Consider the following 26459-nt stretch of genomic DNA (forward strand, 5'->3'; position numbering starts at 1 on the left):
GGGAATCCCACTTTCATTCATCGTTCAAGCGGTTAAACGTCTCAACCACCTTTTCATGGTTCGTGCTCGTAACGCCCTCATAGCGAATTAACTTTTTAGATTCTAACAGAGATCCTTCCTGATGTAAAAAGGCTTGAAAGGCCAGTAAGCAAATAAATTGAATGATAATGAGCTTTATAAGCAGCCGCTCAATTGATTTCATCGAATCCCTCCACACGTTCATAGTACAAGTATGGAAAAATATCGACTAATTCATTCATCTTTTTTATCTTACTGTGCTAATTCCTTTTTCTTTCTCTCCAGCTGCTTTTCAAAAATAAACCTAAACAAGGTTTGTGTATCACTTTCCGTGTTATCTACAAATTGAACAGACAGCATCATTCTCCCGTCCTTTTCTTCAGAAAGCCGGATGACTTCACTTTTTAGTCGTAAGTAGTGTATCTCACCTGATTTAAAAGGTAACACAAGCCATATATAAACCTTAGAAGCTAAGTCAATTTGAGTATTTTTGGGAACGACTAACGCAGCTCCGCCAGCACTAATATCTTCTGTTAGTGTTGTAAATGGCGTAAATTCACGGTTTTCCGGATGAACCGCTGCATCCATCACTGTTCCTATCCTCACGAAATGTCTTCTCTGGATTTTAAGGAATCCATCCGTTGTCGGACATGACAATTGAACCATAGGAATATTTGCTTTTAACCTTCCCAGCACTTCTGACTCAAAAATATAAACAGCATTTTCTGAGTCAGTATACGTCACTTTTAATTGTGTACCATCCATTAAGAATGAGATTTTACCAGTTTCGATATTCACTGGATAATCAACGAACACACAGCCCTCATCATATTCCACAACCATACATTTATATTTTTCTTCGTGTTGGGCAAATTTAGGTTCCAGAATCAATGTTTCTCCAACTTTAATCATTCTCTTCACTTCCTGGATGTTATTTCTATTGTCAAATCTAGTATAAAGTACCCACTACTTAAGAAGTTAAATCCTGCCATTATTATTGCATGAAAACAGAAAAAGGAAAAGCACATTCCGTACCTTTCCCATACATTTTAGAGAATATTTTCATAAACTGGTTCTGGATTTTTTAATTTTTCTACCTTTTCTTCGTTCCCATTATCGGCGTTAATAAAGATTCGATACGTATCATTGTCGATTGTCCCTAAATATTCGTAGCAGAGTGTTTCTTTGCCTAAGTCATTAATAATTAACGCTTTTCTTTCTTCCATAATTGTCACTTTGTGATTAATCTTCTCTTTTGCATCTTCCATGCTTAAACGCGCCTTATTGATCTTTCTGTTCACATTATGCGTTTTCAAATAGTCAGCTGCTGAGAAACCAATCACGCCGCCGTCATCAAGGGCTACCTTAAGTGTTACAGAATCAGGGTAAATTCTGACTCCATCTACTACTGACACAAAATTGAAAAGACCGATATGATCATACTCCGAGCTTTCGTATAATTCAAATTGCTCAAAATCGTGATCCTTCAAGAATTTCTGTGCCTTTAAATTGGCATCGTTTAACGAAAGTTTTGACTCATTAATGTCACGATTATTAATCAACCAAATCGGAAAACCACCTTTTTTGGTAATATCCATATTTACTTCTGCTTTGGTCTCTTGATCGACTAAACTGACACTATAAAATCCGTAATTCGCACCTTTACCATTTTTTTCGATTTTGATTGCCGGATCTGCTGAAAATCCAGAATAGTGTTTAGCAATCTGAATGGCTTCTTCTTTAGTGATCTTCTTTCCTTTTAATTTTTGATAATTTTCATCTTCATATTTGGTACTTGAAAAGCTGGGATTAAGGGAGTTTTCAGGATAACCCGTTACCTTTTTCTCTACCGTCTTAAAACCGTCTATAATGGTATTGTCACTATTTTCTTTTTGTGAAGCGAGAGCCGTTTCCACATCCATCCAGCGTAAGTTATTTTTGATAACAAGATATTGAACCTTACGCAGTTCCTTTTGGATATCGCCAGCTTGGTTATATAACGTGGCCATTTTGGCATATTCATCATCATTCAACGGTTCTTTATCCAAATCTCTAACAGCTGTTTGGTAACTGAATGTTCCGATCTCCGATAAGAATTCCTCCGTTTTATTAAAGGGAAGAAGCGTAAGCGGCAGCTGACCAACGTCATGCTGGGCATCAGAGGTAATCCTCCATACATCCGTAAGTGCCGGACTAATCGATTTTTTTGAATTCATCGCCAATGTATTCCCAATTTTATCTTGAAGGAGATCCACATGGTAAGATAGGTCATGAAACGCACGCTGATAGGTATTCTCAGCATTAATCAGAATCGCATTTTTTTCTTTATGTTCTTGATAGCCCCAAAAAGAGGTTCCAGCAACAACAACTAATAAGCATACAATCACAATGTTTCTAATCAAGATCGTTCACCTCCTTATTTACAGAAAATATGTTTCCCAATTTTTTTATTTGCGGTCTTGTCCAAATCCATTTACTCGTTGCTGTATCCGGATTAAAATAATATTCCGCTTGTCCAGTTGGATCCATTCCATTCATCGCATCAATTACCGCATTTTTAGCTTGTTCATTCGGCGTCAGCCAGATTTGACCATCTGCAACGGCTGTAAAGGCCAGCGGTTCAAAGATCACTCCAGAAATGGTATTCGGGAAAGAAGGACTCTCCACACGATTTAAAATCACCGCAGCCACCGCTACCTGTCCTATATAAGGTTCTCCTCTAGATTCACCATATACTGCATTGGCCATTAGCTGGATATCATTTTGCGAATATCCTCCGGGCACACTTGCAGATTTAGTGGTCTCTGTTTTCTCTGTTTTCTCTGTTTTTGGTTTCGATTGAGTCTCACTTTGTTTAATTTGTTTATCCACATCAACGCCTGAATAATAGGTAAATTCATTGCCTTTATTAATCTGCTCATGGACGAATGCTTTATTAAAGTTGGATGCATTCGTCAATTTCTTTTTGGTTGATTCACCTGCTAATCCATCAATGGGAAGACCAAATGCTTCTTGAAAATTACGAAGTGCCCAATATGTACCCCACCCATAAGCACCGTCTATTTTCCCATGGTAATAACCAATATTCTGCAGCCTTGCCTGCAGTTCAATGACATCATCCCCCTTTGCTCCTCTTTGGATAATCTGATTCGAGAAAGCCTCTTTCGGTGCAGGAGCGGTAACCAAACAGATTGATACTACACATACAGAAAGCAGCCCTTTCCATTTTGACGAAATTCCTTTCATCAAAAAACACTCCCTTTTTTCTAAATAGATTGGATTTACACCTATTTTCTTCTTTAACACTATTTTTATCCCAGAAATTAAGCACTGCTAGCTTCTTCCACAAAAAAAAGAAACAGAATATTATCCTGTTTCTTTTCGTGAAAATAGTTTGCTTGTATGAACAACAGAATAATCCCGGGCTTTTTTTGCCTTTTTTAAAGCCAGCCACCAGAGAAAACCCATAAATGGTAAAATCCAATAGATCCAAAATTTTAACGTTAGAAGAATATAATCATACACACCATGAAGAATCACCGGCACAATTAGTGCCGAAAATAAGAATACACGCTTATGGGAATAAGAAAACTTCGCTTTTCCGATATAATACCCCATAATGACACCAAATAGAGCATGACTTGATACAGGCAGCATCGCTCTAGTTAAGGCATGTTCGACTCCATTAGCCACTAAATATAAAATATTTTCTAACGTAGCAAAACCTAGAGAAATTCCCGCTCCAAAAATGATCCCATCATAGGGTTCATCAAAATCAACATGAGGATAGATGATATACAGTAGAAAAAACCATTTCACAAATTCTTCAAGCAAGGATGCCTGCAGGAATGCTTGTGCAAACGGACCGTTAAGGACTTGTTCTACTTGAAAGATATATTGAAGGAACATTATCGGCAGGACTAGACACACACCATAAAGGAATGTTTTTAATACAGTTTTAAACGTTTCTTTCTCATAGTGATCTTTAAGATAAAAGTAGCTAAGCAAGGCCAAACCTGGAGCCGTGCCAGCTGACAAAATGACCAGCATAGGCTGACCCCTTTTCATTCTTTTTATTTAATCGTATCATGGAAACATGAAAAAGAAAAACGCCAATATCACCTTATTTTACCAAATAATAATGTGAAATACCTTTCCGGTTAACCAGATAGCAGGAGGAATGTACAATGACAAAGCGCATCTTAGTAATTCATACAGGCGGAACGATTTCAATGGAAGAAGATTCTGAGACAGGTGCTGTTGGACTGTCCATCGAAAATCCGATAAAAAAACACGCGGATGGATTTTTCGATGATGTTGATTTTTTAATTGAAGAACCTTTTAATCTTCCTTCTCCACATATTACGGCAAAAGAAATGCTGCACATAAAACAAATCATTGAAGACAGAATAAAGGATTCACATATTGAGGGAGTAGTTATTACTCATGGTACAGATACGTTAGAGGAAACAGCCTATTTCTTAGACCTGACCGTCGCTTCATCCATACCTATTGTGGTTACTGGTGCCATGCGCTCTAGCAATGAAATTGGGTCCGACGGGTTGTATAATTTTATCTCCTCAATTAGAGTAGCCACATGTAATGAGGCATCAGGAAAAGGTGTCTTAATCGTTTTGAATGATGAAATACATACAGCGGGAAATGCGACCAAAACACATACAAGTAATGTTTCAACCTTTCAAAGCCCGCAGTTTGGTCCGATCGGTATTGTAACAAGACGGAGTGTGATTTTTCACCACAATCCACTATATGAAGAAAAGTATCTCCTCGATACAGTAGCTAAGCGCGTGACCTTGCTTAAGGCTCATGCGGGAATGGATTCATCTCTCTTCTTCAGCTTAAAAGAGATGAAGATCGACGGCTTAGTTATTGAAGCGCTGGGGCAAGGTAATATGCCTCCTCAAACCATCCCAGGTATCAAAGCTCTCTTAGCTGCTAATATACCGGTGGTCATTGTTTCTCGCTGTTTTAACGGGATTGTTCAAGATACCTATGGATACGATGGCGGCGGTAAGCAATTAAAAGAGATTGGTGTGATTTTCTCGAACGGCTTGAATGGCCAAAAAGCTAGAATTAAATTATTAATCGCTTTACATATCACGACGAATCATCAGAAAATCCAGGAAATATTCGCTTTCTAAGATTTAAATATCTTTAAATACATATGACAAAAGCGGCGTATCCATTCCGGAACGCCGCTTTCTATTTTTATTTTGACAGATGGTCAGCAATTAATCCCCCATGAAAACGGCCATTTTCAATAAAAATGGAATTGGCATTGTTGCCGGCTGCAATCACACCCGCAATATAAATCCCTTTCACATTTGTCTCCATTGTTTCAGGATCATGCACAGGCGCACCATCTTCCCCATTAATCTCTACACCCATTTCCGATAAAAATCCGCAATCTGGATGATAGCCAATCATGGCAAACACATAATCATTTTTAATTTCCTTCGTTTTATCACCCACATGGTAACTCAAGCTGTCTTCCGTTATGCTGTCAACACAGGCTCCAAATTCCATGGTAATGGTCCCATTACGTACCAATGATTCAAATTCTGGCAGGATCCAAGGCTTAATACTTGGAGAATATTCTAATCCTCTGTAAAGAACCGTTACTCTCGCCCCGGACTTGATTAGTTCAAGCGCTGCGTCAATACTTGAATTCTTACCGCCGATTACAGCTACATCAGTATCAAAGAAAGGGTGACCCTCTTTAAAATAATGAGACACTTTCGCAAGGTTTTCACCTGGAATGTTCAAGTAATTCGGCTGACCGTAATAACCGGTAGCGACCACAATGGCTTCAGCTTGATATTCATCTTTTGATGTAATGACATGGAAATTATTTTCACCAAGTTTTTTCACTCTTTTTACTTCTTCAAAAGAGTTAACCCGTAAATTCTTCCGTTTTACGACTTCTCTGTAATAAGCAAGTGCTTGGCTGCGAACAGGTTTCCTGTTTTCCGTAATAAAAGCCACATCACCTATTTCTAATTTTTCACTCGTACTAAAAAATGTCTGGTGTGTTGGATAATGATAAATCGCATCAACAATATTCCCTTTTTCAAGAACAAGTGCTTGCCTGCCTATATCATTTACAGCTATGGCTGCAGCGAGTCCACAAGGACCTCCTCCAATAACGATTACACTTTCTTTTTTCATAATATGCGCTCCCTATCACGGTTTCCCGTATTTTTCATGCTGTTATAGTTAGTATGGGTTCCCGTCTAAAAAAAATCTCCTATCACTTAATGATAGGAGATTTTTTGCACCTATTCAACTAGTAAGGCTTGAGTGTTTATACCCAGCCGCGGAACCGCGAGGCCTCAGCCATCTTCCTGACACCGACCATATACGCTGCGAGACGCATATCTACACGGCGGGAATGGGCAAGCTCATAGACATTATTAAAAGACTTGACGAGGATTTTTTCTAATTTTTCTTCAACCTCTTCTTCACTCCAATAATACCCTTGATTATTTTGAACCCATTCGAAATAAGAAACGGTCACACCACCGGAAGAAGCTAGTACATCAGGAACAAGCAAAATTCCACGTTCTGTAAGGATTTGCGTTGCCTCGATCGTTGTTGGTCCATTTGCTGCTTCTACAACGATTTTCGCTTTGATATTATGAGCATTTTCTTCTGTAATTTGGTTCTCAATTGCAGCTGGAACAAGAATATCACATTCAAGTTCTAATAATTCTTTGTTCGTTATCGTATTTTTAAACAGCTTCGTTACCGTACCAAAGCTGTCGCGGCGATCAAGGAGATAATCGATATCAAGACCCTTTGGATCATATAAACCGCCGTATGCATCGGAAATACCTACAACGACCGCACCCGCGTCATGCATGAATTTAGCTAAGAAACTCCCTGCATTGCCAAACCCTTGAACAACTACACGTGCCCCTTTTACACTAATGCCCTTCTTCTTCGCTGCCTCATTAATACAGATTGTTACACCTTTTGCAGTAGCTGACTCCCTGCCATGGGATCCACCGAGTACAAGAGGTTTACCCGTAATGAAACCAGGAGAATTCGAACTATCAAGACGACTATACTCGTCCATCATCCAAGCCATAATTTGTGAATTAGTAAATACATCAGGTGCTGGGATATCTTTAGTCGGTCCAACAATTTGGCTGATTGCACGGACATACCCACGGCTTAGCTTTTCTAATTCACGGAATGACATATTGCGAGGATCACAGACAATTCCACCCTTCCCTCCGCCATATGGTAAGTCAACAATGCCGCATTTTAGACTCATCCAGATTGAAAGAGCTTTCACTTCACGTTCTGTTACATTAGGATGAAAACGGATTCCTCCCTTTGTAGGACCTACTGCATCATTATGCTGAGCGCGGTATCCTGTGAAGATCCTTACAGCACCATCATCCATTCTAACTGGAATTTTCACAGTTAACAGTCGTAAAGGCTCTTTTAAGAGCTCATAGACTTCCTCCGGATATCCAAGTTTGTCTAATGCTTTATGTATTACAGTTTGAGTCGACTTCAGCACATCATTTTTCTCCTGTTGGCTGTCATGGTCAGTACCTTTTTCGGCTACCATCTGTGTACCTCCTAAAAATCATCATTTAATAGGCTATCGGCCAGCTTTCATGACATAGTATACACCTTTGCCGATTATCTGAAAAGCCATAAAAAAATGAAATAGTCAAATTCCCCCAAACAATTGTAAACGTTACCAATTATTAAGAGTTTTTTATTCTCCTATTCATATCTTCCCGATAGCCCTCTCTTCTAAACTGGTTTAATCCCTAACTGTAATCTATTGAATTTTCAAAGTCCCGTGTCCTATTTGCGAAAATATCCGGTCAAGGTAGTGATAGCTTCTTTAGGAATCAAACATTTTCCATATTCATTAATTCTATACAAGGTAAGTGTAGATGCACGGCCATACTCAGCAGCTAAAGAACTTATCGCATCAAAAAAATTCTCTTGGATATCCTCCAGTAGTAAATAATATTGATCATCGTATAAATATAGGGAACTTACAGAAATCTCCTTTAGGCGTAAGCGATAGCAAAGCTGTATTACATCCTCGATGTCCTGAAAGAAAAAAAGTATATGTGGACAATCGTCCATTTTGACTTTTAGATTTAAATAGTCCTCTTCGTCTGTCAGTGTATCTTCTTCATCCTTTGTCACAATGATGACGAGACCTTGAGCCTGAAGTGAAATAATCTCAATGGCGATGGACCCGCTCATATCAAAGTCAAGCTCCTCACAAGCTTCCTCCACCATATCTTGAAAGAGCTTATGAACCTTTATAGAATTGCCTCTAATCTCTTCTTTAGTTACTCCTCGGTCGAAAAGATCATCAAACGTAAAAAAAATTTTAATTTTATTGTTGGATAATCGCTCAAGCCTCATAAAAAAATGCCCCCCGGGAAAACCTTCTTCATCCATACTATGAAGTCGGCCCCACGGGGTGCATATTTTATCTTTATCTATTTAACCACTTATTCCACTCAGTCGGCGTGTCTCCAACGAATAAATCCTCTTCGTACCCAGCAAATCCTGTTCCTCCCAGACCTATTTTAAGCTGGGGATATTTCTGTTTTATAAGAGGTAACATCTTCATTGTTTTTGTATAGCACGCTGGCATTGTACACGATAGAAATAGGTAGCCCGGATTGACAGCATCAAGGACTGTTTCTAGATCATTTTCAGCAATGCTCGGTCCCAAATAGATGGTCCCATAGCCTTTTCTCCTCAAGTAAAGCGTAAATATAAGTAGTCCTAATTCATGTTTTTCTTCTGGACCACATACCATTACTGCTTTTGGCATCATGGGATTTGAAGGCTGGGTGTGCATAATAAAACTAATTCGCGCCTGTAAAATGGAAGAAGCAAAGTGTTCATGTGCAGTGTTTATTTCACCGTTTTCCCACATATCTCCAATTTTAACAAGAGATGCGCCTAATATTTCAATAACAGCTATTTCTACTGTAAACATACTGAATACTTGATTGATTATACTATGTGCTTTATCCTCTTCAAAAGCCAAAAGAGCCTTAATCAGTTTTTCAGAATAATCTTTTGTCTGATTATCCGTAATGATTGATTCTTCTTCTACAGCTTCTGTGCTTCTCTCACGATCAAGTAAGGCGACTGCTTGACTAATCGTAAAGCCCTGCTTTGTTTTTTCAATTAATCCTTTTAAGGTTTGAATCTGTTTATCTGAATATAGACGATGCCCGGATTCATTTCTGTCTGGAGCGATAAATTGATACCGACGCTCCCATGCGCGCAGCGTACCCGACGGAATGCCTAGAATGGTTGATGCTGCTTTAATATTATATTTACCTTCATGCATGCGTACCTAATGCCTCCATTTAAAGGAATAGTCGATTTCTTAAAGTATAGGACATTAAATGTGGTCTGTAAAATTCGGGTATGTAAAAAACCGTTAAAGAGTGTGTACCTTAAGATTTGGAGGTCGACTATCCCCTTTTTTCAGGATCAGCAGATGGGTTTCAGGCTTAGCACCTAACCTAAGCGGCACACCACTTGTTCCATACCCATTACTCGTCAATAACAGTGTATCACCTTGTTTTTCGATACCTCCTGCTTTATATGGACCATACCCGAAAATTCTAATTTGTCCTCCATGAGTATGACCAGCTAATACCAGCTTAATCGATTGTTCCTCTTTTAAATAGTGGCGTATTTCAGGGTTATGACTGACCAATATCCGAAATACTTGTTCAGAATCCTCCACAGCCATCGTAAGTTTAGCCCGGTTATCACTCATATCATCGACACCCATTAATGAAAGACGATCTCCTTCGCTGGATTCAAAGCTAACCGCTGTATTATCTAGTATTTTTACGCCTTTCTCAAGCAGCATCGCATCTAATGCATGATAATCGCCTTCATAATCATTGTTCCCCCAAACAAAGTACAAGGGACCAATCTTCTTTAGCTTACTAATATTCTCTTCCACTTGTTTAAGAGATATCCCGCCTTCACGAAGATCTCCACCGATAATCACGATATCTGCTTTTCCAATCGTAAAGTTAATGATTCGATCAGCAATGGTTCTCCTATGTATATCAGATATAAAAAATATTTTCATTTCACCAAAGGATTCGGGGAAATCGGGGAAATACAACGTTTGTTGTAATACCCTATTTTGGTAAGCCTGCCTCCACATTATGAAAACAAGGATTACCGCTGCTCCCAGTACAGCTGCTAAACTATAGACTACCATCTTGCGCCAACCTTTCTCTTGTTGCTTTTTATCTGGATAAATACTACCATTTATCGCCAACATTGTATAGGCAGATATCACTCTAAAAAAAGAGCAAGGAGGCCGCATGCTGCCTGCCCCCTTGCCTCATTTATTCATCCTCTTGAATATCAAGAATACCGAACCCTGCATCTTCTAACTTTTTAATAAATTTTTCAGTGTTTGATTTTTTTTCAACTTTCATAACAATACGGCGTACAAGCTTGTCCGTTTCATCGAACGTAACGAGGGAGATGATATGCTCACGGTACTGATGAGCAATCTCAGACAGCCGCGCAATTCGGCCTTCTGTTTCGACCGTCGTGAACGCGATCCGAATCCCTGGTCTCAGCATACCGAAAGCACTTTTAAATTGCTCGACCACATCGCTTCTCGTCACAGCCCCAAGAAACTCGCCTTTTTCATCAACCACCGCCAAGATCGGGAAATCTTTCAAATCTATAAGTGTTCGTTCAAAAATTTCTTTTCCTGTTAAGAAACTTTCTTGATGTGTAGCAATATCAGCGGCGATGGTTTCATGTATGTATGTTTCCCTCGACGATTCTGATTCAAAATAGTGTTTATAAATAAGATACCTGGTGATGATTCCTTTATAACTATTTCCTTTTAGAACAGGAAGGCCGTCCACATCGTGCTTTTTTAACTTTTCTAATGCTGTGTGAATGGTATCATCATGCTGAATAACATGACAATGAAATTTTGGTATCATTATACTTTTTGCAAACATGTCTATCACCCCATAAGTGTATTAACTACCTATTCCATACTTTTACTAAAATACCTTTATTTTTATTACTTACTTACTTATTTTCATGGTAAAGGTTTATGTCGAATTTTTTCTTCATCATTTCGAACACTTTGTGACGGCTTTTCCAACTTTCTTCCTGTTCCCACAAGATATTGCTTTTACTAATAATTTCAGTTCGAAGTCCCTGATATTCTTTTTCTGCTTTATCCATTTTCTTTTTCATTAAAACCATATATCCATTTGCACCCAATGCCAGACCTAACATAATAAAGTGGCCGAATCCTTCCACAAAAACCGTAAACATTTTTGCAAATGAATAAGAATATGGAACAGCAATATAAAAATAAACATCAAAAAGAAGCATAAGCGTGGCCGCTAATGCAGCCCAAACCCATTGTAAATATTTTTTCTCTAATGCCTCAAATTTTCTTTTTCTCATTACAACATTATGCAGCATCTGTTTGGTTGTCTGATCTGTCAAATCATCTAATAAAATAATGGCTGATTCCATCGTATGTCCCTCCGCTCACTTGTTTTAAGGAAGACTAAGATTCTCACTTCTATACCTATGTATGTCCACTTTGACTTTATGCTTCTATACAAAAAAAACCCGTAAATAGCGGGGTCGCATTTACAGGTTTTCCTTATTCTTTTACTGGGACTTTTAACTTCTGTCCTAGCTGAACTTCATCGCTGTCAAGCTGATTCCATTCACGGATGATCTCCATCCCCTCGCTGGAATGATAATAGGTAATGGCAATTGTAAACAAGGTATCTCCAGGAACGACAACATGATAACTTTGTTTAATTCCTTCCGTCTCGTCTGCCACTGTTTTCTGTTTTTCGGCAGTTTGGTCTTCACCCGCATCCGAAGCAACTGTAGTCTGTTCCTGCATCTCTTGTTCCTCAGTCTTAAGGGGAGCTGTTGCATGAGGAACAATACTTACTGTCTCATAACCGTTACTGATTTCCTTTATTAATGGCAGCGTTTTTTTCTCAAAAATGTCCATTAACAGAATAACCAAAAGCGGCATGAAAATAAAAAAGCAGCAAGAATCTTTATTAACGGGAAAACAGACTTCTTTTTACGTATTTTCTTTTTCTTTTTCTTTTTCTTTTTCTTTCGACGTTGAACTTCGCTTCTACTCGGCAGACTGCCTGGAGAAGGGGGATCCGCCTCTAATTTAACTCGTTGGTGTCTTTTTTTTCTCGGCATAGGTACATCCCTCTCTCTAAACTATTGTTTCCCTTTGGCTTTTACTAAAAAACCAAGGATGCAATCAATCACAAAATGCATCACAATCGTCGCAGTAAGACTCCCCGTAATTTCAAATATGAAGCCAATAAAAAAGCTAACCATCACAATACTGATAAATAAAAAACCATTAAATAAATAGCGATAATGTACCAAAGCAAAAATCAAGCTCGCCCATATCAGTCCGAAGTTAACCTGAAGAACCCCACGAAAAAGAATCTCCTCAGTAACAGCAACGATTAACGCGACCACCACAATCATCGGATAAGAAAGACTTTTAAAGATTCGTTCATTCACTCCACCGTCATCCTGCCAAGAATCCGGCACCCTTTTCATCATATAGAGGTCAACCAAAACCAGAGCTATACCAGCCGTCAATCCAATCAATAGTTGGCTAGGACGAATATGAAAAAGAGACAAAAAAGAAGCTGACTGAATATGTAGAAAAAAGCCTAATATACCCGCAGTAATAAGTATGATTATCTGTGTGACAAGTAAATTCAAAAATAATTCACGATTTGAAAGCTGTTTAATCATTGCTGCTTGCTTATTTTTCATACAATTCAGGGTCCTTTACTAACATAGCGGTCAATTCTTGTTTCCACTCAAATGGATGGACAGGATTTAGTATGGATTCTTTCAAGTTCTCCGTCAATTCTTTCACATTTACCCCGCATCGATCACAGCATATTAAATTTGGCTTCAACAAATCTTCCTCAAAATATTGAAGGATAGCCGTACGTCTGCATTGATTGGTCTTCAACCAATTAAAAAGACCAGCAAACCGATTAATGTTATATTGCCTTCTAGTTTTACTGTATTGTTTTAACTGTTCAATCATAACAGACATCTCCACTTGTTCCTGATGCTCCTTCACATAATGCTGTATAAAATTCCACTGTCCTTCAGATAAAGAATAGTGTTGTCTGAGTACTTCAGGAGACTGTCGATTTTCATTTTGTTCGCTCATCATGGTACATACGCCCTCTATTTGATTATCTTCAGGAATCTGTTGATCCAATAAGCGAAGCGGTAATCCTTCATCCCCTTCACAATAAAGCAAAACAGCCATACTTTGTTTACCGTCTCTCCCAGCTCTCCCTACTTCTTGAACATACGATTCCATAGAAACCGGCAAATGAAAATGAACGACAGCTCGAACCTCTTCTTTATTCACTCCCATACCAAAAGCACTTGTCGCACATATAATACGCAGCTGTCCAGTTATGAATTGCTGCTGGATCAATTTACGCTGTTCCTGTTCCATGCCGCCATGATAAAAATCAATGCTTTTTACTCCATTTTCTTGCAGATACTGTGTAACATTTTCCGTTGTTTTTTTACTGGAAAAGTAAATAATTGCTGATCCTTTGATTTCTTTGGCAAGCTCTAACAAGCGGGTTAATTTAGTCTCGTAGTTCGAAAAATTTTCAACGATATACGCTATGTTGCTTCTATCGACCGATGAGACGACCTCATTAGCTTCTCTAAGGTTGAGTTTAGACTTGATGTCCGTACGGACCGCTTCTGTAGCTGTTGCTGTCAACGCCACGGTAAGCGGGTTATTCAGCCTCTCTCTTACGCTGCCCAAATGTAAATAGTCCGGCCGGAAATCATATCCCCACTGTGAAATACAATGGGCCTCATCAATGACAAACAACCCAATATCAAGCTTCTTCACCTCTGTAATTACTTGATCGAGCATCAGCATTTCAGGTGAAAGAAAAATAAACCGATAGCGATTTAGTTGACTCAGGGCAGACTGTTTTTGCCTTGGCGTTAAGAATGAATTTAAGGCTAGTACACTTTTTTCACCACGCACTTTAAGCTGCTCCGCTTGATCCTCCATTAAGGAAAGCAGCGGCGAAACAATGATAACGTGTTTTTTTAATAAATAAGCTGGCAGTTGATAACATAAAGATTTCCCGGTACCGGTCGGCAGCATCCCCAAGGTATGGTTACCCTCAAGCAATGAAGTAATGACTTCTTTTTGTCCTGGACGAAAAGTAGAAAAGCCAAAGTGCCGATAAAGGGTTTCCTCCAAATTCATATGATCCCCCCCGATTTAGCCAGCACCAGTCGAATTTGGAAGAAGCTGATTTCATCATCTTCTAGTGCACGTTTTATAGGTGTCAATTGTCTGGTACTGCATGATTTAACTGCCTCGGCAATTCTTTGTTGAGCTTCCGCCGAAACATAGGAATCAATAGGAAATGACGAATCTGTAAGTACAATTTCGACAATATGATCTTCTATTGTGTTTAGCTTTAGTCGTCGGAAACCGGCGATTTCTTCAAGTTCCATTCCCTTTAAAACATAATCTAATGTGACCTTGGTAGACTGAGTCAACTGTCTTTCACTTTCTTTATGTAAGTCTTTTACTACACCTCTAAGTATGGAATAACGGGCAGGTTCTTCCATACTCGCTTTAATTAAGCCATGAAGTGTTCCAAGAAATACGTATCGTATATAGCCTTCGTCCAATTTCAACTCTCCAGCCAACTGAGGATATGTACTTCCGATTCGCCGATTACCAGTTAACCTCCATACAAAAATGTTTTGTTCAAGCGGCTCTCTAGTTTCTAGATATCCGGTTAATTCTGAGAGTAAACATTCCGCGAGTTCATTACGATTCTTTTGATTCACAGCTAAAAAATGCTTAACCCACCCTTGAACTTGTAAATTCCGCTGGATGGGATAAAAGCGATTTTCACTGTGAACAATATGAGAGAGTGTTTGAATTAAAAGGCTTAACCTCTCCCAAAAGGGTACTGTACTATCTCGAAACCTTATTCCATTCAGATCCTTTGGTAAAGGACAATGTTTAAATGATTCTAATAAATGCACGTTTCCCGATTCAGTGATTTGATAACGGTCCTCTCGGGTATGTTTTTTATATACTCTTTTCTAGCAAAGCCAGTAATCGTTTGTTCAAGATCTTTTCTTAAAATACTCGGAAGCGTTCCAAATAAAGGACTTAAACCAAACAAATGTGCATCCTGAATCGTTTGTGACGATTTTTTTCCCTTAAGCATATGATAAATAGCATAAATTGACCGTTCGCCATCAAAAACCTTTATTCCATATAAAACAATAATTTCGAAATACGTCAGCATTCTTATCCCCCGCCGTAAAATGATTTGAACCTACTGTCCTATTGTAACAAAATGCCTTTCATTCATGGTATTATAAACATAAGCGTACTAAAAATATAGTATCGCCTATGACTGACAATTCAAAAAAATAGATTCTGCGTAACAATTTCTATTGACTTTTCTTATTTGATAAAGATTCTCAGGTATATTTATATTGAAAAGTTACTATATCAGTTTTACAATAGATAAGAGTATATGGTTTTCGTGGCAAAGGAAGCCAGAGATAAAACATATCGGGAGGTCTTTATTCATGGCAAAATATACAATCGTTGACAAAGAAACGTGCATTGCCTGCGGTGCATGCGGAGCGTCTGCGCCTGACATTTATGATTATGATGATGAAGGTATAGCTTATGTAACACTGGATGATAATGAAGGGATTGTTGAAATTCCAGACGTTCTCATAGATGACATGATGGATGCATTTGAAGGTTGTCCAACAGATTCCATTAAAGTAGCAGATGAAGCATTTGATGGAGATGCACTTAAATTTGAATAGTAAATAAAAAGCCATCTTCCAACAGGAAGATGGCTTTTTTTTATTCATACAAGTAATCTGCACTTTTGTTTAAGCATTTTTATATTTTTTATATATTGACTGCTTATTAATCCATGTTTGAAGACGGACAAACAGCAGCATAAATACGACAGTAATTAAAATTCCTTTTACGATGTTAAATGGAAGAATGGCTGTAGTAATCATTTGTCTGGTTTCAGCACCTGACATGGCTGTTGCTCCCGCAAAAATCGTATAAGCAGGCAGAATAACGTAATAATTTAGGATACTCATAAATGCAGCCATTACGAATGTACCTGTAATCAGACCAAAAGTCATTCCCTTTTTTGTCTTCTTAAGCAGTTCATAAACATAATAGGTTGGTAAGATAAACAAGATCCCTGCAGCAAGATTAGCCAGATGGCCAACTGGTACACCTGTAGGACTTCCTGTCATAACAAAATCCAGCATGTTTTTGATTAATTCTACTAAAATACCTGCCAGCGGTCCAAAAATCAACGCAGCAATGAGTGCAGGAATGTCACTGAAATCAATCTTTAGAAAAGGCGGCAATCCTGGAAACGGAAAATTCAACAGCATTAGCACATAGGCTATGCTCCCTAACATCGAAAGTATAACTAATTTTTTCACACGCGTGTTGCTCATAATAGCTCTCTCTCCTTCTTTTTGTGTACTAATCTACCCCACGAAAAGAGGATCGGCACCAAATGCCGTTTCACAAAAAAACCCTTTGATCAATAAGATGATCAAAGGGAGAATTAGCGGCATCAACAAATAAACGTCACAAATTATTACATTTGGCACGGCATTTGGAACCTCCATCTTCTCCCATCCAGACTATACTGTCGGCTTTGGAATCACACCAAATCCTGCCTTGTAAGGCTCGCGGGCTTAGAAGGGATATTCCTTCATCACCGCCGGTGGGGAATTACACCCCGCCCCGAAGATAGACCTATTAAATTTTATTGCATAAAAAGAGTATATACGATATTTCTATGTTTGAAAAGCTTTTTGGCTTTAAAAGTTAGTTTTTAATTATTTATTCCGCATACTTCCCTTAAACACTATGCCGCTGTACTTCGCTAAAATAATTTCACACCATGCTTTTGTGAATCGAAAAACCATTCAGAATGCATGCTGGTAACATTTATTCACAAACATATTCAAATTGAAAACGATTACACATTAAGAGATCAAATTGACAGAAAGATAAAAGGTCGATAGAATTAACTGAAAATTCTAGAGAAAAACTTGGTTAGGAAGGTGTTTCTACGTGTATCGAATTTTAGTTGCAGATGCTATAAAACCAGAGGGATTGGGACCCTTATTAGAGTCCTCTCATGTTACCCTTATTCAGAAAACCATCCAAGAAGCAAAGGATGAGCTTAATGAAATGGATGCCATTCTTGTAAGAAGTGCGACCAAAGTAACAGAAGAACTAATGAGTCAAATGTCTAACTTAAAAATTATAGCTCGAGCCGGGGTAGGCGTTGACAATATCGATGTCCCTGCTGCCACCAAAAGAGGAATTGTCGTTGTTAATGCACCTGATGGCAATACAATTTCGACTGCTGAGCATACGTTTGCAATGATGGCTTCCTTAATGCGTCATATCCCACAAGCCTATTCTTCCTTAAAAAATGGAGAATGGAAACGTTCATCCTTTACAGGAACAGAACTTTATGGCAAGACGTTGGGAATTGTCGGCATGGGCCGTATCGGAACTGAAATTGCCAAGCGTGCAAAAGTATTTGGCATGGATGTTCATGTATTTGATCCTTTCTTAACAGCTGATCGCGCTAAAAAGATTTCTGTCACTTCCCTGCCGCTGTCTGAAGTCCTAACCAGCTCAGATATAATTACCGTACATACACCTCTAACTAATGAAACAAGAGGCTTATTGAACAAAGATAACCTGCGGACTTGTAAAAAGGGTGTTTATTTATTAAATTGTGCACGAGGCGGCATCATTAATGAAGATGATTTATATGAATTAATCGTGGAGGGCCATATTGCTGGAGCAGCTATAGATGTCTTTACAGAAGAACCCCCCCTTGGACATAAGCTTCTTGAATTAGATCAAGTCATCGCCACTCCTCATCTAGGTGCTTCAACAAAAGAAGCACAGTTGAATGTGGCTACACAGGTTGCCCAAGAGGTGCTAGTATTCTTAGAAGGAAAACCAGTATCAAATTCAATTAATCTTCCTGCCATCTCTAAAGAGGTCTTTGAGAAGGTTCAGCCATTTTATGAACTGATCAAACAAATGGGAGCAATTGTTTCACAATGTATGCAAGAAGGTGTACAAGAAATTTCTGTTTCGTATGCAGGAGAAGCCTTGGACTTTGATACATCGATTTTAACGAAGAGCCTTATATCAGGTTTCTTTAAACCAAGACTAGACGTACCCATTAATGAAGTAAATGCATTGTTGATCGCTAAAGAGCGCGGCGTATCTATTGGCGATAAAACCTCTCATGACACATTTGGGTATTCTAACTTAATCACGGTAACTGTAACTGGAGATAAGCAGCAGCTTAATATCAGCGGTACATTTATTCCTAATTATGGTTCTAGAATCGTGAACCTTAACGGATTTAAGATTGATTTCCATCCTGAAGGAAATCTGCTTTATATACAACACATCGATAAACCTGGTGTAATCGGGCGCGTAGGGAAAATCCTAGGTGATAACGATGTCAATATCGCCACCATGCAGGTTGGCCGTAAACAAGCCGGCGGCGAAGCAATCATGGTACTTACCTTTGATAAACCACTACAGCCTAGCTTAAAAGATAAACTTAAAGAAAATGCTGATATTACATCCATGTATAAAATAACATTATAATCTCTGTACGAAGAAAAGACTGTCGTCGAGTACTCAACGACAGTCTTTTTTTATGCGGAAAGTTTATATCCATTCCTTCATTACTCTATATAATTAGGTGCTGCCGGAATCGTAATCGGCGCCGATAAGTCTAGCTCCTGTACCTGATTTATGGAAGCATTAAACAATTGCACCTGTTCAAAGCCAAAATCTTTTGCAGTAAAAAGAATAGCCTCTATAGCGGTTTTTGTTTCGTCCGTATCGTCTATACGCGTATCATTAGACAGGTCAATTTCAAGTGTACGCTTATGCTCTCTGACATTGTCCCAGCCGATTGTTTGAGGTACTGAAGGGGAAATGCCTTCAATACCCGGATCTTCCTTCAGTGACGCTAATGCGTCGGTAATAGAATCATAGCTGATGTTTGATGGTGCAAGAAACCTCCTGCTAGTTTCATGAAGCTGATACAATAGAAAGGCTTTTTTATCAAATTTACTAATCTCCAAGGTCTTTAACATGCCTGCATGAGAAAACGATACCCCAGGCTGCCCATTTGTGGTAAATACGACACTTTCAATTTGATTATATTTTACTGTTTCTTGTAAAGCGGCTAAGAATGTACTATCTAACGTAATCAATGGTGAATCTTCAGACAAGTCAATGATAATTTGATTATTCTCTGCACCATCACTAATTGTGATGTCCAGCGGATAGTAATCGGTCAGGCCCCACGCTTCTTCCTTTGCATTAGTCATCGCTTCAACTAATGCCTGAGCAAGTGAAGCAGAAGCACTTGAGACGGTTATGGGAATAATGTAATTAGATTGATCATCTGGTACACCTATCGTAACAGCCTCACGGTTTGCCGCTTGATCACTTTCGTTCGCTTCAGCCTTACTAGCGTAGTCTTCCTCGTCATTTAAAGTTTCTTTTTCATCTGCCATGGCATCTGATTCAACTGCAGCTTTATTCTCTTTAGCTTTTTCTGTGTTATAATCCGATTCATTAGACTCCTTTTTGTCTTCCTGTTTTTCTACTTGATCCATCGATATAAACTGACTTCTGGGTGATTTCTTATCTGTACTTTCGCCGTTCAAAATGGAAGCACCCAGGACAGCCACGAGGAGCAGCGCAGCAGTCGCTGCAAACAAAGGAATCCAATTTTTCTTCTGTTTCCTTTTCCTTATGGATCGATTATTAACATGATGATAAACTTCTGAACGTGAACGTTTATCTTCTACTTCCGGCAGTTTTTGAAGAAGCTTAATAAGTTCGTACTCATTCCATTGGGATTTTTTCAATTGAATTCCCCTCCTCCCTGCCCTTCTCTTCCATTTTCTTTTTAATGGCCTTTAATGCACGGTGCTGTGTTGTTTTCACCTTACTCTCCGTCCAGTCCAAAACAGCCGCAGTCTCCATAATCGATAATCCCTGAATATATCGAAGAATAATAACACTACGTTGATCAAGTGTACATGAATGTAAGCTTTGATAAATCCCTTGAACTTCAGCGTTTTGAATAGCAATTTCCTCAGGTAACGGCTGAACATCCTTAACAGGCTGCTTATCCAAATCAAAATTCTCCAGCAATCGCTGTTTCCAGCCTTTTTCTTTTCTAAAATAATCAATTGCTGCATTTCTTGCAATCGAATAGAGCCAAGTTTTCTCACTGCTTTTCCCTTCAAAGCGGTCATATGACTTTAAAACGCGAATATATACTTCTTGAACAATATCTTCTGCCACCTCATGTTTTTTCACCATATAAAATAAAAATTGATATAAATCCTTATGATACTTTTCATAGAGTTCCTGAAAAACGGAGTCCATTTTTTTCTCCCTCCGTTCATATATTGTAGTCGTAATTTCCCGGAGAATAGTTACAAACTAACTATAGTATTTTTATGGAGAAAAAGGAATAGATTTCCGAAAAAGAAACCGGATACTCCTGCGAAAGAAATAGACTCCCATTTGAGATATCTTTTCATTTCGCGGCAGTATCCGGTTCTAAAAACAGTCGTTTCTTATGAAACAAGATTTTCCGTCATCATTTTATATCTTTACTCATTTTCTTCCAACATTCGTGGCAAAGAAAAAGTAAATGTTGTCCCTATATCCAGCAGACTATGTACAGAAATATAGCCTGCATGTGCGTCTATAATGTTCTTAGCAATAGCAAGACCAAGCCCCGTTCCAGATTTACCACGTGTTCTCGCCTTATCCGCTTTATAAAACCTTTCGAATACATAAGCTAGATCTTCCTCAGGTATACCTGTTCCAGAGTCTTTTACCTCCATGACTAATCCATTTCTCTCTTCTATCCATTGAGACACTTCCACAGTGCCTCCGCTTGGCGTATGGCGTATGGCATTATCAATTAAATTGGTCAACACCTGTTCGATTCGATCATGGTCAAAATCCCAATACGTTTCTTCACTAGCAGTCTTGGCATATAATTGAATCCCTTTTTCCTTCGCAAGCCCATTAAACTTGTATACGATTCGTTCAATATAACCGGTTACTTCAATTCTTTCATATCTTAAAGTAACCTTCCCTGATTCCATTCTTGCCAAATCCAGCAAATCATTAACAAGCCTGCCCATACGCAGTGATTCATCATAGATAACTTGTGCCATATCCTTCTTATCTTCTTCAGTGCCGGCTACATCATCAATAATGGCTTCACTATAGCCCTGCAGCATGGAAATAGGTGTCCTCAGTTCATGAGAGACATTGGCAATAAAATCAGTACGGAGTTTATCCGTTTTCCGTTCTTCTGTCATATCCCGAAGAATGGCTACAGCGCCTCTTATACTGCCGGCGCCATAAAGCGGACTGACGATTAGTACCCAATCATGACCCTGCAGACTAATTTCACCAATTTGCTCCTTATCAAGGATATCTGATTGATTAAATAGGGTCATTAATACTGCTGGAACATCATTACTTTCATCTTGCTTCTCAAAATACCAGCTTTGGAGAAATCGTTCTGCCGGTGGATTGGTCTCAAGGATTGTACCATCTTTATTAAAGGTAATAACCCCGTCAGCCATACTGCTCAATATACTGGCAAGATGTTCTTTCTCTTGGCTTAGCGCACTCATATTGAATTTAAGCTGTTTACCCATTTGATTAAACGCCATTGCCAGCTCGCCGATTTCATCTTGCGTCACAATAGGTACCTTCGTATCAAATTTGCCGCGAGCCACTTCAAAGGCAGCTTCCTTCATCTTATTTAAAGGAGCATTAATTCGAGTGGAAAGGAAAAAAGCAAAAATGGTTGTTAAGATAATCGCAACACCAGCAGCTAAAAGAATAAATTTAGTTGTGGAGCCGATTGCCTCTTCCATTAATTCGGATGATTGATATAAAAACAACTGATGCTGCTTGCCATTCAACTCCAACGGCATACCAATAACGATTGCTTTTATCTTTTCACCATCCTCCCCCTTTTGTGGATGAGTAATTTCTTTTTCAACGGTTTTACCCTCTGTAAAAACGCGATGAAAAGCGGAGTCATTTTCCAAGAATTCATAGGAAATCCCAGAAAGATCGCCTTCGTTTGAAGAATAAACAACAGAGTCATTTTGAAACACAACGATTTTTGTTTCATCACCAACAAGTTCTGAACTGATTTTCAGCACTTCATCAGTATTACTGTGTTCATTAGTAATTTGTACAATACGATGCGCTGTTTTTGTTAAATTATTCTCTACTTCTTCAATTTGGAAGTTTTCGAAAAATTCAACTAGAAAAACAGTCAGAATTAAGAGAACAAACGTTACCAGCAGTAGAATAGTTGCCCATAGTTTCCCTACAACACTTCTCCAAAGCATCAGTCATTGTTCACTTCAAATTTGTATCCAACGCCCCAAACAGTTACAATCATTTTTGCAGCGTTTTCAGATATTTTATTCAATTTCTCCCGCAAACGTTTAACGTGCGTATCTACTGTTCGAAGATCTCCAAAAAATTCATAATGCCACACTTCTTTCAATAACTGTTCTCTGTCAAAAACCTTATCAGGTGTTTTTGCCAAGAAGTATAATAATTCATACTCTTTCGGTGTCAGCGAGACTTCTTTCCCATCTGCTGTTACACGATGCGCATCGTTATCAATCATTAAATCAGGGAATACAATAACATCTTTTGAAGCAGACTCTGCCTGTAAGAACCCATTTGAGGAAGAACGGCGCAAGAGCGCTTTCACACGCAAGACCACTTCTCGGGGACTAAACGGCTTCACAATATAATCATCCGTCCCTGCTTCAAAGCCTTGAACTCTGTTAACTTCTTCACCTTTAGCAGTCAGCATAATGATGGGTGTTGATTTAATTTCTCTTATTTCCCGACAAACCTCAATCCCGTCTTTCCCTGGCATCATTACGTCAAGAAGAATTAAATCATAATCATTTTCACTTGCTTTCGATATCGCAATATCTCCGTTCTCTGCTTCATCAATCAAGTAATCTTCTCTTTCAAGGTACATTCTTAAAAGCCGGCGTATTCTATCTTCATCATCAACCACTAGAATTTTCAATTCATTATCCATTTTACCCATCCTCTCTCTCTCTTCTCTATAGTTTATCAAAAAAGAGCAGAATTTCTATAATTTTTCGTTTTCTCTCATGAAGTGAACAGAAAATAGACATAATATCGTCACTTTCATTACTAAAATCTCCCAAAAAAAGACAAATTAGCCATACTCGTTCAAAAAATCTATAAAAAAAGTCCATAAACGTTCAGTCCGAGGCACTAATAGAAAAAAAGCGTAGTTTTAAGTAACGGACAATCCGTTAACAAAAAACAAACGCTTTGGTTCATTATGCGTATGAATGTAGTCCTTTAATAACTAAGTTCACGACAATAAGATTAAACAGAATAATCCCAAAACCAATTACGGCAAGCCAAGCAGATTTTTCGCCCTGCCAGCCTTTTGACAGTCGTAAATGTAAAAATGCTGCGTAAAATAACCATGTAACAAGTGCCCAGACTTCTTTAGGATCCCATCCCCAGAAACGGCTCCAAGCAATCTGTGCCCAAATCATGGCAAATATCAGTGCACCTAAAGTGAAAACTGGGAAACCGATCATAACGGCACGATAACTAATTTCATCCATTAAATCGAGATTAACGTTCTTAACTAACGGTTGAAGAAGAGCGCCAGCACGTTTCCGGAATATCAGACGATAAATTCCATAAAGGACAATTCCTGCCCCAAGAGACCAGATCACTGTATTCGCCTTTCTTCCACTTAGTATAGGCGGGAGATCAAAAAACGGTTTGAACGCATCGGGTGTCTCGAGTTTACTTTCATGCGGTCCTACAAGAGCAGGCATGGTATATTCCATCTCAGCTGTTTGACCACTCTTATCTACCCAAGTAAATTCTGCTTTATAGTCCATTGCTTTAAATCCACTTGATACAAGCACAAAGCCGACGGTACAAATCAAAAAGAACATAATCGCTTCCAGCCAGAATGTCTTCGCGCTTCGCTTTGACTGATCAACTGATTTTATTAGATAAATTAACCCTGCGGCAAAACTCACAGCTAATATGGATTGACCAATGGCAGCAGTCGTTACATGGATATGCAGCCAATCACTTTGCAGAGCAGGAATTAACGGGGATATTTCCCGTGGAAACATGCTTGCATAAGCAATAATAAGTATAGCAACTGGAAGAGTAAACACGCCTAAAACAGGTGTTTTATACATATAATAAATGCCGATAAATGCTCCTACCAGCATCATACCAAAGAAAGTGGTAAATTCAAAAAGGTTACTAACGGGCGCGTGTCCGCTGGCAATCCATCTCGTAATAAAATAGCCAATTTGAGCAATAAATCCGATTGTTGTCACCCAGATGGCAAGAAGTGCCCATTTACTTTGCTTCTTTTCCATTTGTCCTTTTTTTGTTTAATCGCTCCACCGAATAAGACTGTTGCCACTAAATATAAGAAAAATGCTGCATATAATAAATTACTGCTTAGTTCAGCCATTTAAAACTTCCCCCTTTTTGGAAGACGGCTCATCTTGAGCTTGATCCACCGGTTCTTCTATGTCCGTCCCTTTAATAACTTGTTCGATATCTCTTTTCAGACCGTGCCAATTTTTATTTGTATGACCGGCAAGCCACATCTGGCCATTTCTTCTTTGAATCCATATCCGACGATGATTCCAATAACTCCCCTGAATTACTCCAATCATAAAGATACCGCCGCCAATGAATAACAGCCATAGTGTCATATCTTTTCTAACAGCTAAACCAGCTGCATTTCTCGTTTCTATACCTGCAAATGCAAGTTTATAGGTGTTCTCCCCAAGTGGTTCTAATGTTTGTTTAATAGCAACAAAGCTCGTCTCACCTTTTGGCTTATCAGGTGTATACATAGTAAATACGAAAGCAGGATTATCCGGTATTTTTGATTTAGTGATAGGTGTTCCCTTATCATCAAACTCAAAATCTGGGAAGTAGCTTTCAAGCTCTACTGAATATCCTTCTTTTAAGTCATATTTGGGTTTGGGGTCATTAAGATCGACCGTCATACTGCCAAACGATTCTTCGGTTTTTTTATTAATCAAATCAAAAGACATCGTATTTAATTCATCTTTTTTATAATCCATTTGATACAACGCATAATGATCATGCTTCAATGGAATATTGACTTTGATTTGAGCATCTTTTATTTTCTTCAAATTGACTTCTTCCCCTGGAAGTGTTTCACCGTCTTTTTCATACAGCGTGACATTAGACTGATAGTTCTTTGCTACTGTACCTGTACGTTCAATAGCTTCAGAGAAATCTTTATCATCTTTATCATAGACTTCCAGAATAAATTCATCATTTTTAAGAAAATACTTTCCATCTGTGCCAGGGATCGCTTTCGTTTCTCCCTCGCGAATCCAGAGGATTTCATCCACATACATTCCAGGTACAAATCGCAGCATACCGCCGAGTAAGAATAATATTAAGCCCAAATGATTGACGTATGGACCCCATCTGGCAAAACGGCCTTTTTCAGCAAGCAGGCTGCCATTCTCCTCACGCACTTTATATCGCTGTTTTTCGAGACGTTGTTTAAGGTCCTGGGTATCCGTTTGGTCCGTTTCAGATACTCCAAATATCCGCTGTCTTTTCATAAACCCTTCATGGCGCTCCACCTTTTGTTTCGTAAGTGAGCGATATAGCGGTACAATTCGGTCAATACTAGCAATCGTCAGCGACATGCCTAGGAACGCAATCAAAGCTAGATACCACCAAGAACTGTATAAATTATGGAACCCTAAGAGATAATAAAGCTTCCCAAACCAGCCGTATGTTTCTTCATAATATTCTGCTGCTGTCATCGTTTTAGGTATGTACATTTCTTGAGGCAATATGGTGCCAATGGCAGATGCCGCTAATACGAGCACAATCAGCCAGATTCCAATTTTTACGGAAGAAAAGAAATTCCATATTTTATCAACAATCGTTTTGTTATACGTTTGAGACCGCCTGGCTCCGCCTTCATAACGCATATCAATGAGCTTACTGTCTTTTTGTGTTTCATCAAGCAAACGTCCGCATTTCTCACAAAGAATGGTGCCATACGGATTGACATGCCCGCATTCACATTTAATATCATTCATGT

General features: G+C 38.7%; 26 protein-coding genes, 2 pseudogenes and 1 riboswitch. Of the genes and pseudogenes, 3 read left to right on the forward strand and 25 right to left on the reverse strand.

Annotated features, from left to right (window positions below; translation table 11 throughout):
- Nucleotides 1–13: 13 nt before the first annotated feature.
- From WYK_RS10520 to prsW, 5 genes and pseudogenes are all read right to left on the reverse strand, one after another.
- Nucleotides 14–202 carry a YpfB family protein gene (locus WYK_RS10520; RefSeq protein ID WP_040374457.1) on the reverse strand — a complete coding sequence of 63 codons (189 nt, stop codon included), beginning with the start codon at nt 200–202 and terminating at the stop codon, nt 14–16.
- A 68-nt stretch (nt 203–270) separates the two neighbouring features.
- Nucleotides 271–930, reverse strand: a complete 660-nt coding sequence (locus tag WYK_RS10525; protein WP_040374458.1) for a flagellar brake protein — start codon at nt 928–930, stop codon at nt 271–273.
- A gap of 137 nt (nt 931–1067) precedes the next feature.
- Nucleotides 1068–2420 carry a germination protein YpeB gene (gene ypeB / locus WYK_RS10530; RefSeq protein WP_040374459.1) on the reverse strand — a complete coding sequence of 451 codons (1353 nt, stop codon included), beginning with the start codon at nt 2418–2420 and terminating at the stop codon, nt 1068–1070.
- Nucleotides 2421–2434: 14 nt separating this feature from the next.
- Nucleotides 2435–3264 (reverse strand): annotated as a pseudogene (gene sleB, locus WYK_RS10535) (spore cortex-lytic enzyme).
- A gap of 120 nt (nt 3265–3384) precedes the next feature.
- Complete coding sequence (prsW, locus tag WYK_RS10540; protein ID WP_040374460.1) at nt 3385–4068, reverse strand: glutamic-type intramembrane protease PrsW; 684 nt, start codon at nt 4066–4068, stop codon at nt 3385–3387.
- 137 nt (nt 4069–4205) lie between these two features.
- On the opposite strand from prsW, the gene WYK_RS10545 reads away from it, so the two are divergent.
- Nucleotides 4206–5180, forward strand: coding sequence for an asparaginase (locus tag WYK_RS10545; protein WP_040374461.1), 975 nt, complete (start codon nt 4206–4208; stop codon nt 5178–5180).
- Nucleotides 5181–5247: 67 nt separating this feature from the next.
- On the opposite strand, the gene WYK_RS10550 is transcribed toward WYK_RS10545, so the two are convergent.
- The 13 genes from WYK_RS10550 to WYK_RS23315 form a co-directional block, all read right to left on the reverse strand.
- A complete protein-coding gene (locus WYK_RS10550; RefSeq protein WP_040374462.1) occupies nt 5248–6207 on the reverse strand; it encodes a YpdA family putative bacillithiol disulfide reductase in 960 nt (319 codons plus the stop codon).
- Between the two features lie 136 nt (nt 6208–6343).
- Nucleotides 6344–7621 carry a Glu/Leu/Phe/Val family dehydrogenase gene (locus WYK_RS10555; RefSeq protein WP_040374463.1) on the reverse strand — a complete coding sequence of 426 codons (1278 nt, stop codon included), beginning with the start codon at nt 7619–7621 and terminating at the stop codon, nt 6344–6346.
- A gap of 245 nt (nt 7622–7866) precedes the next feature.
- The gene (locus WYK_RS10560) at nt 7867–8445 is read right to left on the reverse strand and encodes an adaptor protein MecA (protein ID WP_040374464.1); all 579 of its coding nucleotides are present in this window, start codon (nt 8443–8445) and stop codon (nt 7867–7869) included.
- A gap of 73 nt (nt 8446–8518) precedes the next feature.
- Nucleotides 8519–9391, reverse strand: a complete 873-nt coding sequence (locus tag WYK_RS10565; protein WP_040374465.1) for a MerR family transcriptional regulator — start codon at nt 9389–9391, stop codon at nt 8519–8521.
- Nucleotides 9392–9484: 93 nt separating this feature from the next.
- A complete protein-coding gene (locus WYK_RS10570) occupies nt 9485–10396 on the reverse strand; it encodes a metallophosphoesterase (protein ID WP_328286280.1) in 912 nt (303 codons plus the stop codon).
- A gap of 22 nt (nt 10397–10418) precedes the next feature.
- The gene (locus tag WYK_RS10575; protein ID WP_040374466.1) at nt 10419–11054 is read right to left on the reverse strand and encodes a CBS domain-containing protein; all 636 of its coding nucleotides are present in this window, start codon (nt 11052–11054) and stop codon (nt 10419–10421) included.
- Between the two features lie 73 nt (nt 11055–11127).
- Nucleotides 11128–11586 carry a DUF2663 family protein gene (locus tag WYK_RS10580; RefSeq protein WP_040374467.1) on the reverse strand — a complete coding sequence of 153 codons (459 nt, stop codon included), beginning with the start codon at nt 11584–11586 and terminating at the stop codon, nt 11128–11130.
- 133 nt (nt 11587–11719) lie between these two features.
- Nucleotides 11720–12085: a LysM peptidoglycan-binding domain-containing protein gene (locus WYK_RS10585; protein ID WP_040374468.1), complete on the reverse strand. Its 366-nt coding sequence runs from the start codon at nt 12083–12085 to the stop codon at nt 11720–11722.
- Entirely contained in the window at nt 12085–12291 is a 207-nt protein-coding gene (locus WYK_RS10590; RefSeq protein ID WP_040374469.1) for a hypothetical protein, read from the reverse strand. The genes WYK_RS10585 and WYK_RS10590 overlap by 1 nt, the downstream gene beginning before the upstream one ends.
- 21 nt (nt 12292–12312) lie before the next feature.
- Nucleotides 12313–12888, reverse strand: coding sequence for a CPBP family intramembrane glutamic endopeptidase (locus tag WYK_RS10595; RefSeq protein ID WP_040374470.1), 576 nt, complete (start codon nt 12886–12888; stop codon nt 12313–12315).
- The gene (locus WYK_RS10600; RefSeq protein ID WP_040374471.1) at nt 12878–14380 is read right to left on the reverse strand and encodes a RecQ family ATP-dependent DNA helicase; all 1503 of its coding nucleotides are present in this window, start codon (nt 14378–14380) and stop codon (nt 12878–12880) included. The genes WYK_RS10595 and WYK_RS10600 overlap by 11 nt, the downstream gene beginning before the upstream one ends.
- Nucleotides 14377–14976 carry a helix-turn-helix domain-containing protein gene (locus WYK_RS10605; RefSeq protein WP_152526456.1) on the reverse strand — a complete coding sequence of 200 codons (600 nt, stop codon included), beginning with the start codon at nt 14974–14976 and terminating at the stop codon, nt 14377–14379. Before WYK_RS10605 ends, WYK_RS10600 begins: the two co-directional genes overlap by 4 nt.
- Before the next feature lie 188 nt (nt 14977–15164).
- Nucleotides 15165–15446, reverse strand: a complete 282-nt coding sequence (locus WYK_RS23315; protein ID WP_051387440.1) for a YpbB family protein — start codon at nt 15444–15446, stop codon at nt 15165–15167.
- 289 nt (nt 15447–15735) lie between these two features.
- Here WYK_RS23315 and WYK_RS10610 point away from each other — a divergent pair, with 289 nt between their 5' ends.
- Entirely contained in the window at nt 15736–15984 is a 249-nt protein-coding gene (locus tag WYK_RS10610) for a ferredoxin (protein WP_040374472.1), read from the forward strand.
- A 69-nt stretch (nt 15985–16053) separates the two neighbouring features.
- Here the strand turns inward: WYK_RS10610 and WYK_RS10615 are convergent, their stop codons facing one another.
- Nucleotides 16054–16647 (reverse strand): ECF transporter S component, encoded by a 594-nt coding sequence (locus tag WYK_RS10615; protein WP_040374473.1) that lies wholly within the window; start codon nt 16645–16647, stop codon nt 16054–16056.
- A 171-nt stretch (nt 16648–16818) separates the two neighbouring features.
- A riboswitch (FMN riboswitch) is annotated at nt 16819–16954 on the reverse strand.
- A gap of 321 nt (nt 16955–17275) precedes the next feature.
- Here WYK_RS10615 and serA point away from each other — a divergent pair.
- Nucleotides 17276–18850 (forward strand): phosphoglycerate dehydrogenase, encoded by a 1575-nt coding sequence (serA, locus tag WYK_RS10620; protein ID WP_040374474.1) that lies wholly within the window; start codon nt 17276–17278, stop codon nt 18848–18850.
- Between the two features lie 80 nt (nt 18851–18930).
- Here the strand turns inward: serA and WYK_RS10625 are convergent, their stop codons facing one another.
- The 6 genes and pseudogenes from WYK_RS10625 to resB form a co-directional block, all read right to left on the reverse strand.
- Nucleotides 18931–20130 (reverse strand): hypothetical protein, encoded by a 1200-nt coding sequence (locus tag WYK_RS10625; protein WP_040374475.1) that lies wholly within the window; start codon nt 20128–20130, stop codon nt 18931–18933.
- A complete protein-coding gene (gene sigX / locus WYK_RS10630; RefSeq protein ID WP_040374476.1) occupies nt 20108–20656 on the reverse strand; it encodes an RNA polymerase sigma factor SigX in 549 nt (182 codons plus the stop codon). Before sigX ends, WYK_RS10625 begins: the two co-directional genes overlap by 23 nt.
- Nucleotides 20657–20886: 230 nt before the next feature.
- A complete protein-coding gene (locus tag WYK_RS10635) occupies nt 20887–22665 on the reverse strand; it encodes an ATP-binding protein (protein WP_040374477.1) in 1779 nt (592 codons plus the stop codon).
- On the reverse strand, nt 22662–23378 hold the full coding sequence (locus WYK_RS10640) for a response regulator (protein WP_040374496.1): 717 nt from the start codon (nt 23376–23378) through the stop codon (nt 22662–22664). Before WYK_RS10640 ends, WYK_RS10635 begins: the two co-directional genes overlap by 4 nt.
- Before the next feature lie 271 nt (nt 23379–23649).
- Nucleotides 23650–24827, reverse strand: a pseudogene (gene ccsB, locus WYK_RS10645) (c-type cytochrome biogenesis protein CcsB).
- A complete protein-coding gene (gene resB / locus WYK_RS10650; protein ID WP_040374478.1) occupies nt 24820–26457 on the reverse strand; it encodes a cytochrome c biogenesis protein ResB in 1638 nt (545 codons plus the stop codon). Before resB ends, ccsB begins: the two are co-directional and overlap by 8 nt.
- Between the last annotated feature and the right edge of the window lie 2 nt (nt 26458–26459).

Source organism: Peribacillus psychrosaccharolyticus ATCC 23296, assembly GCF_000305495.1.
Classification (GTDB): Bacteria; Bacillota; Bacilli; order Bacillales; family DSM-1321; genus Peribacillus; species Peribacillus psychrosaccharolyticus.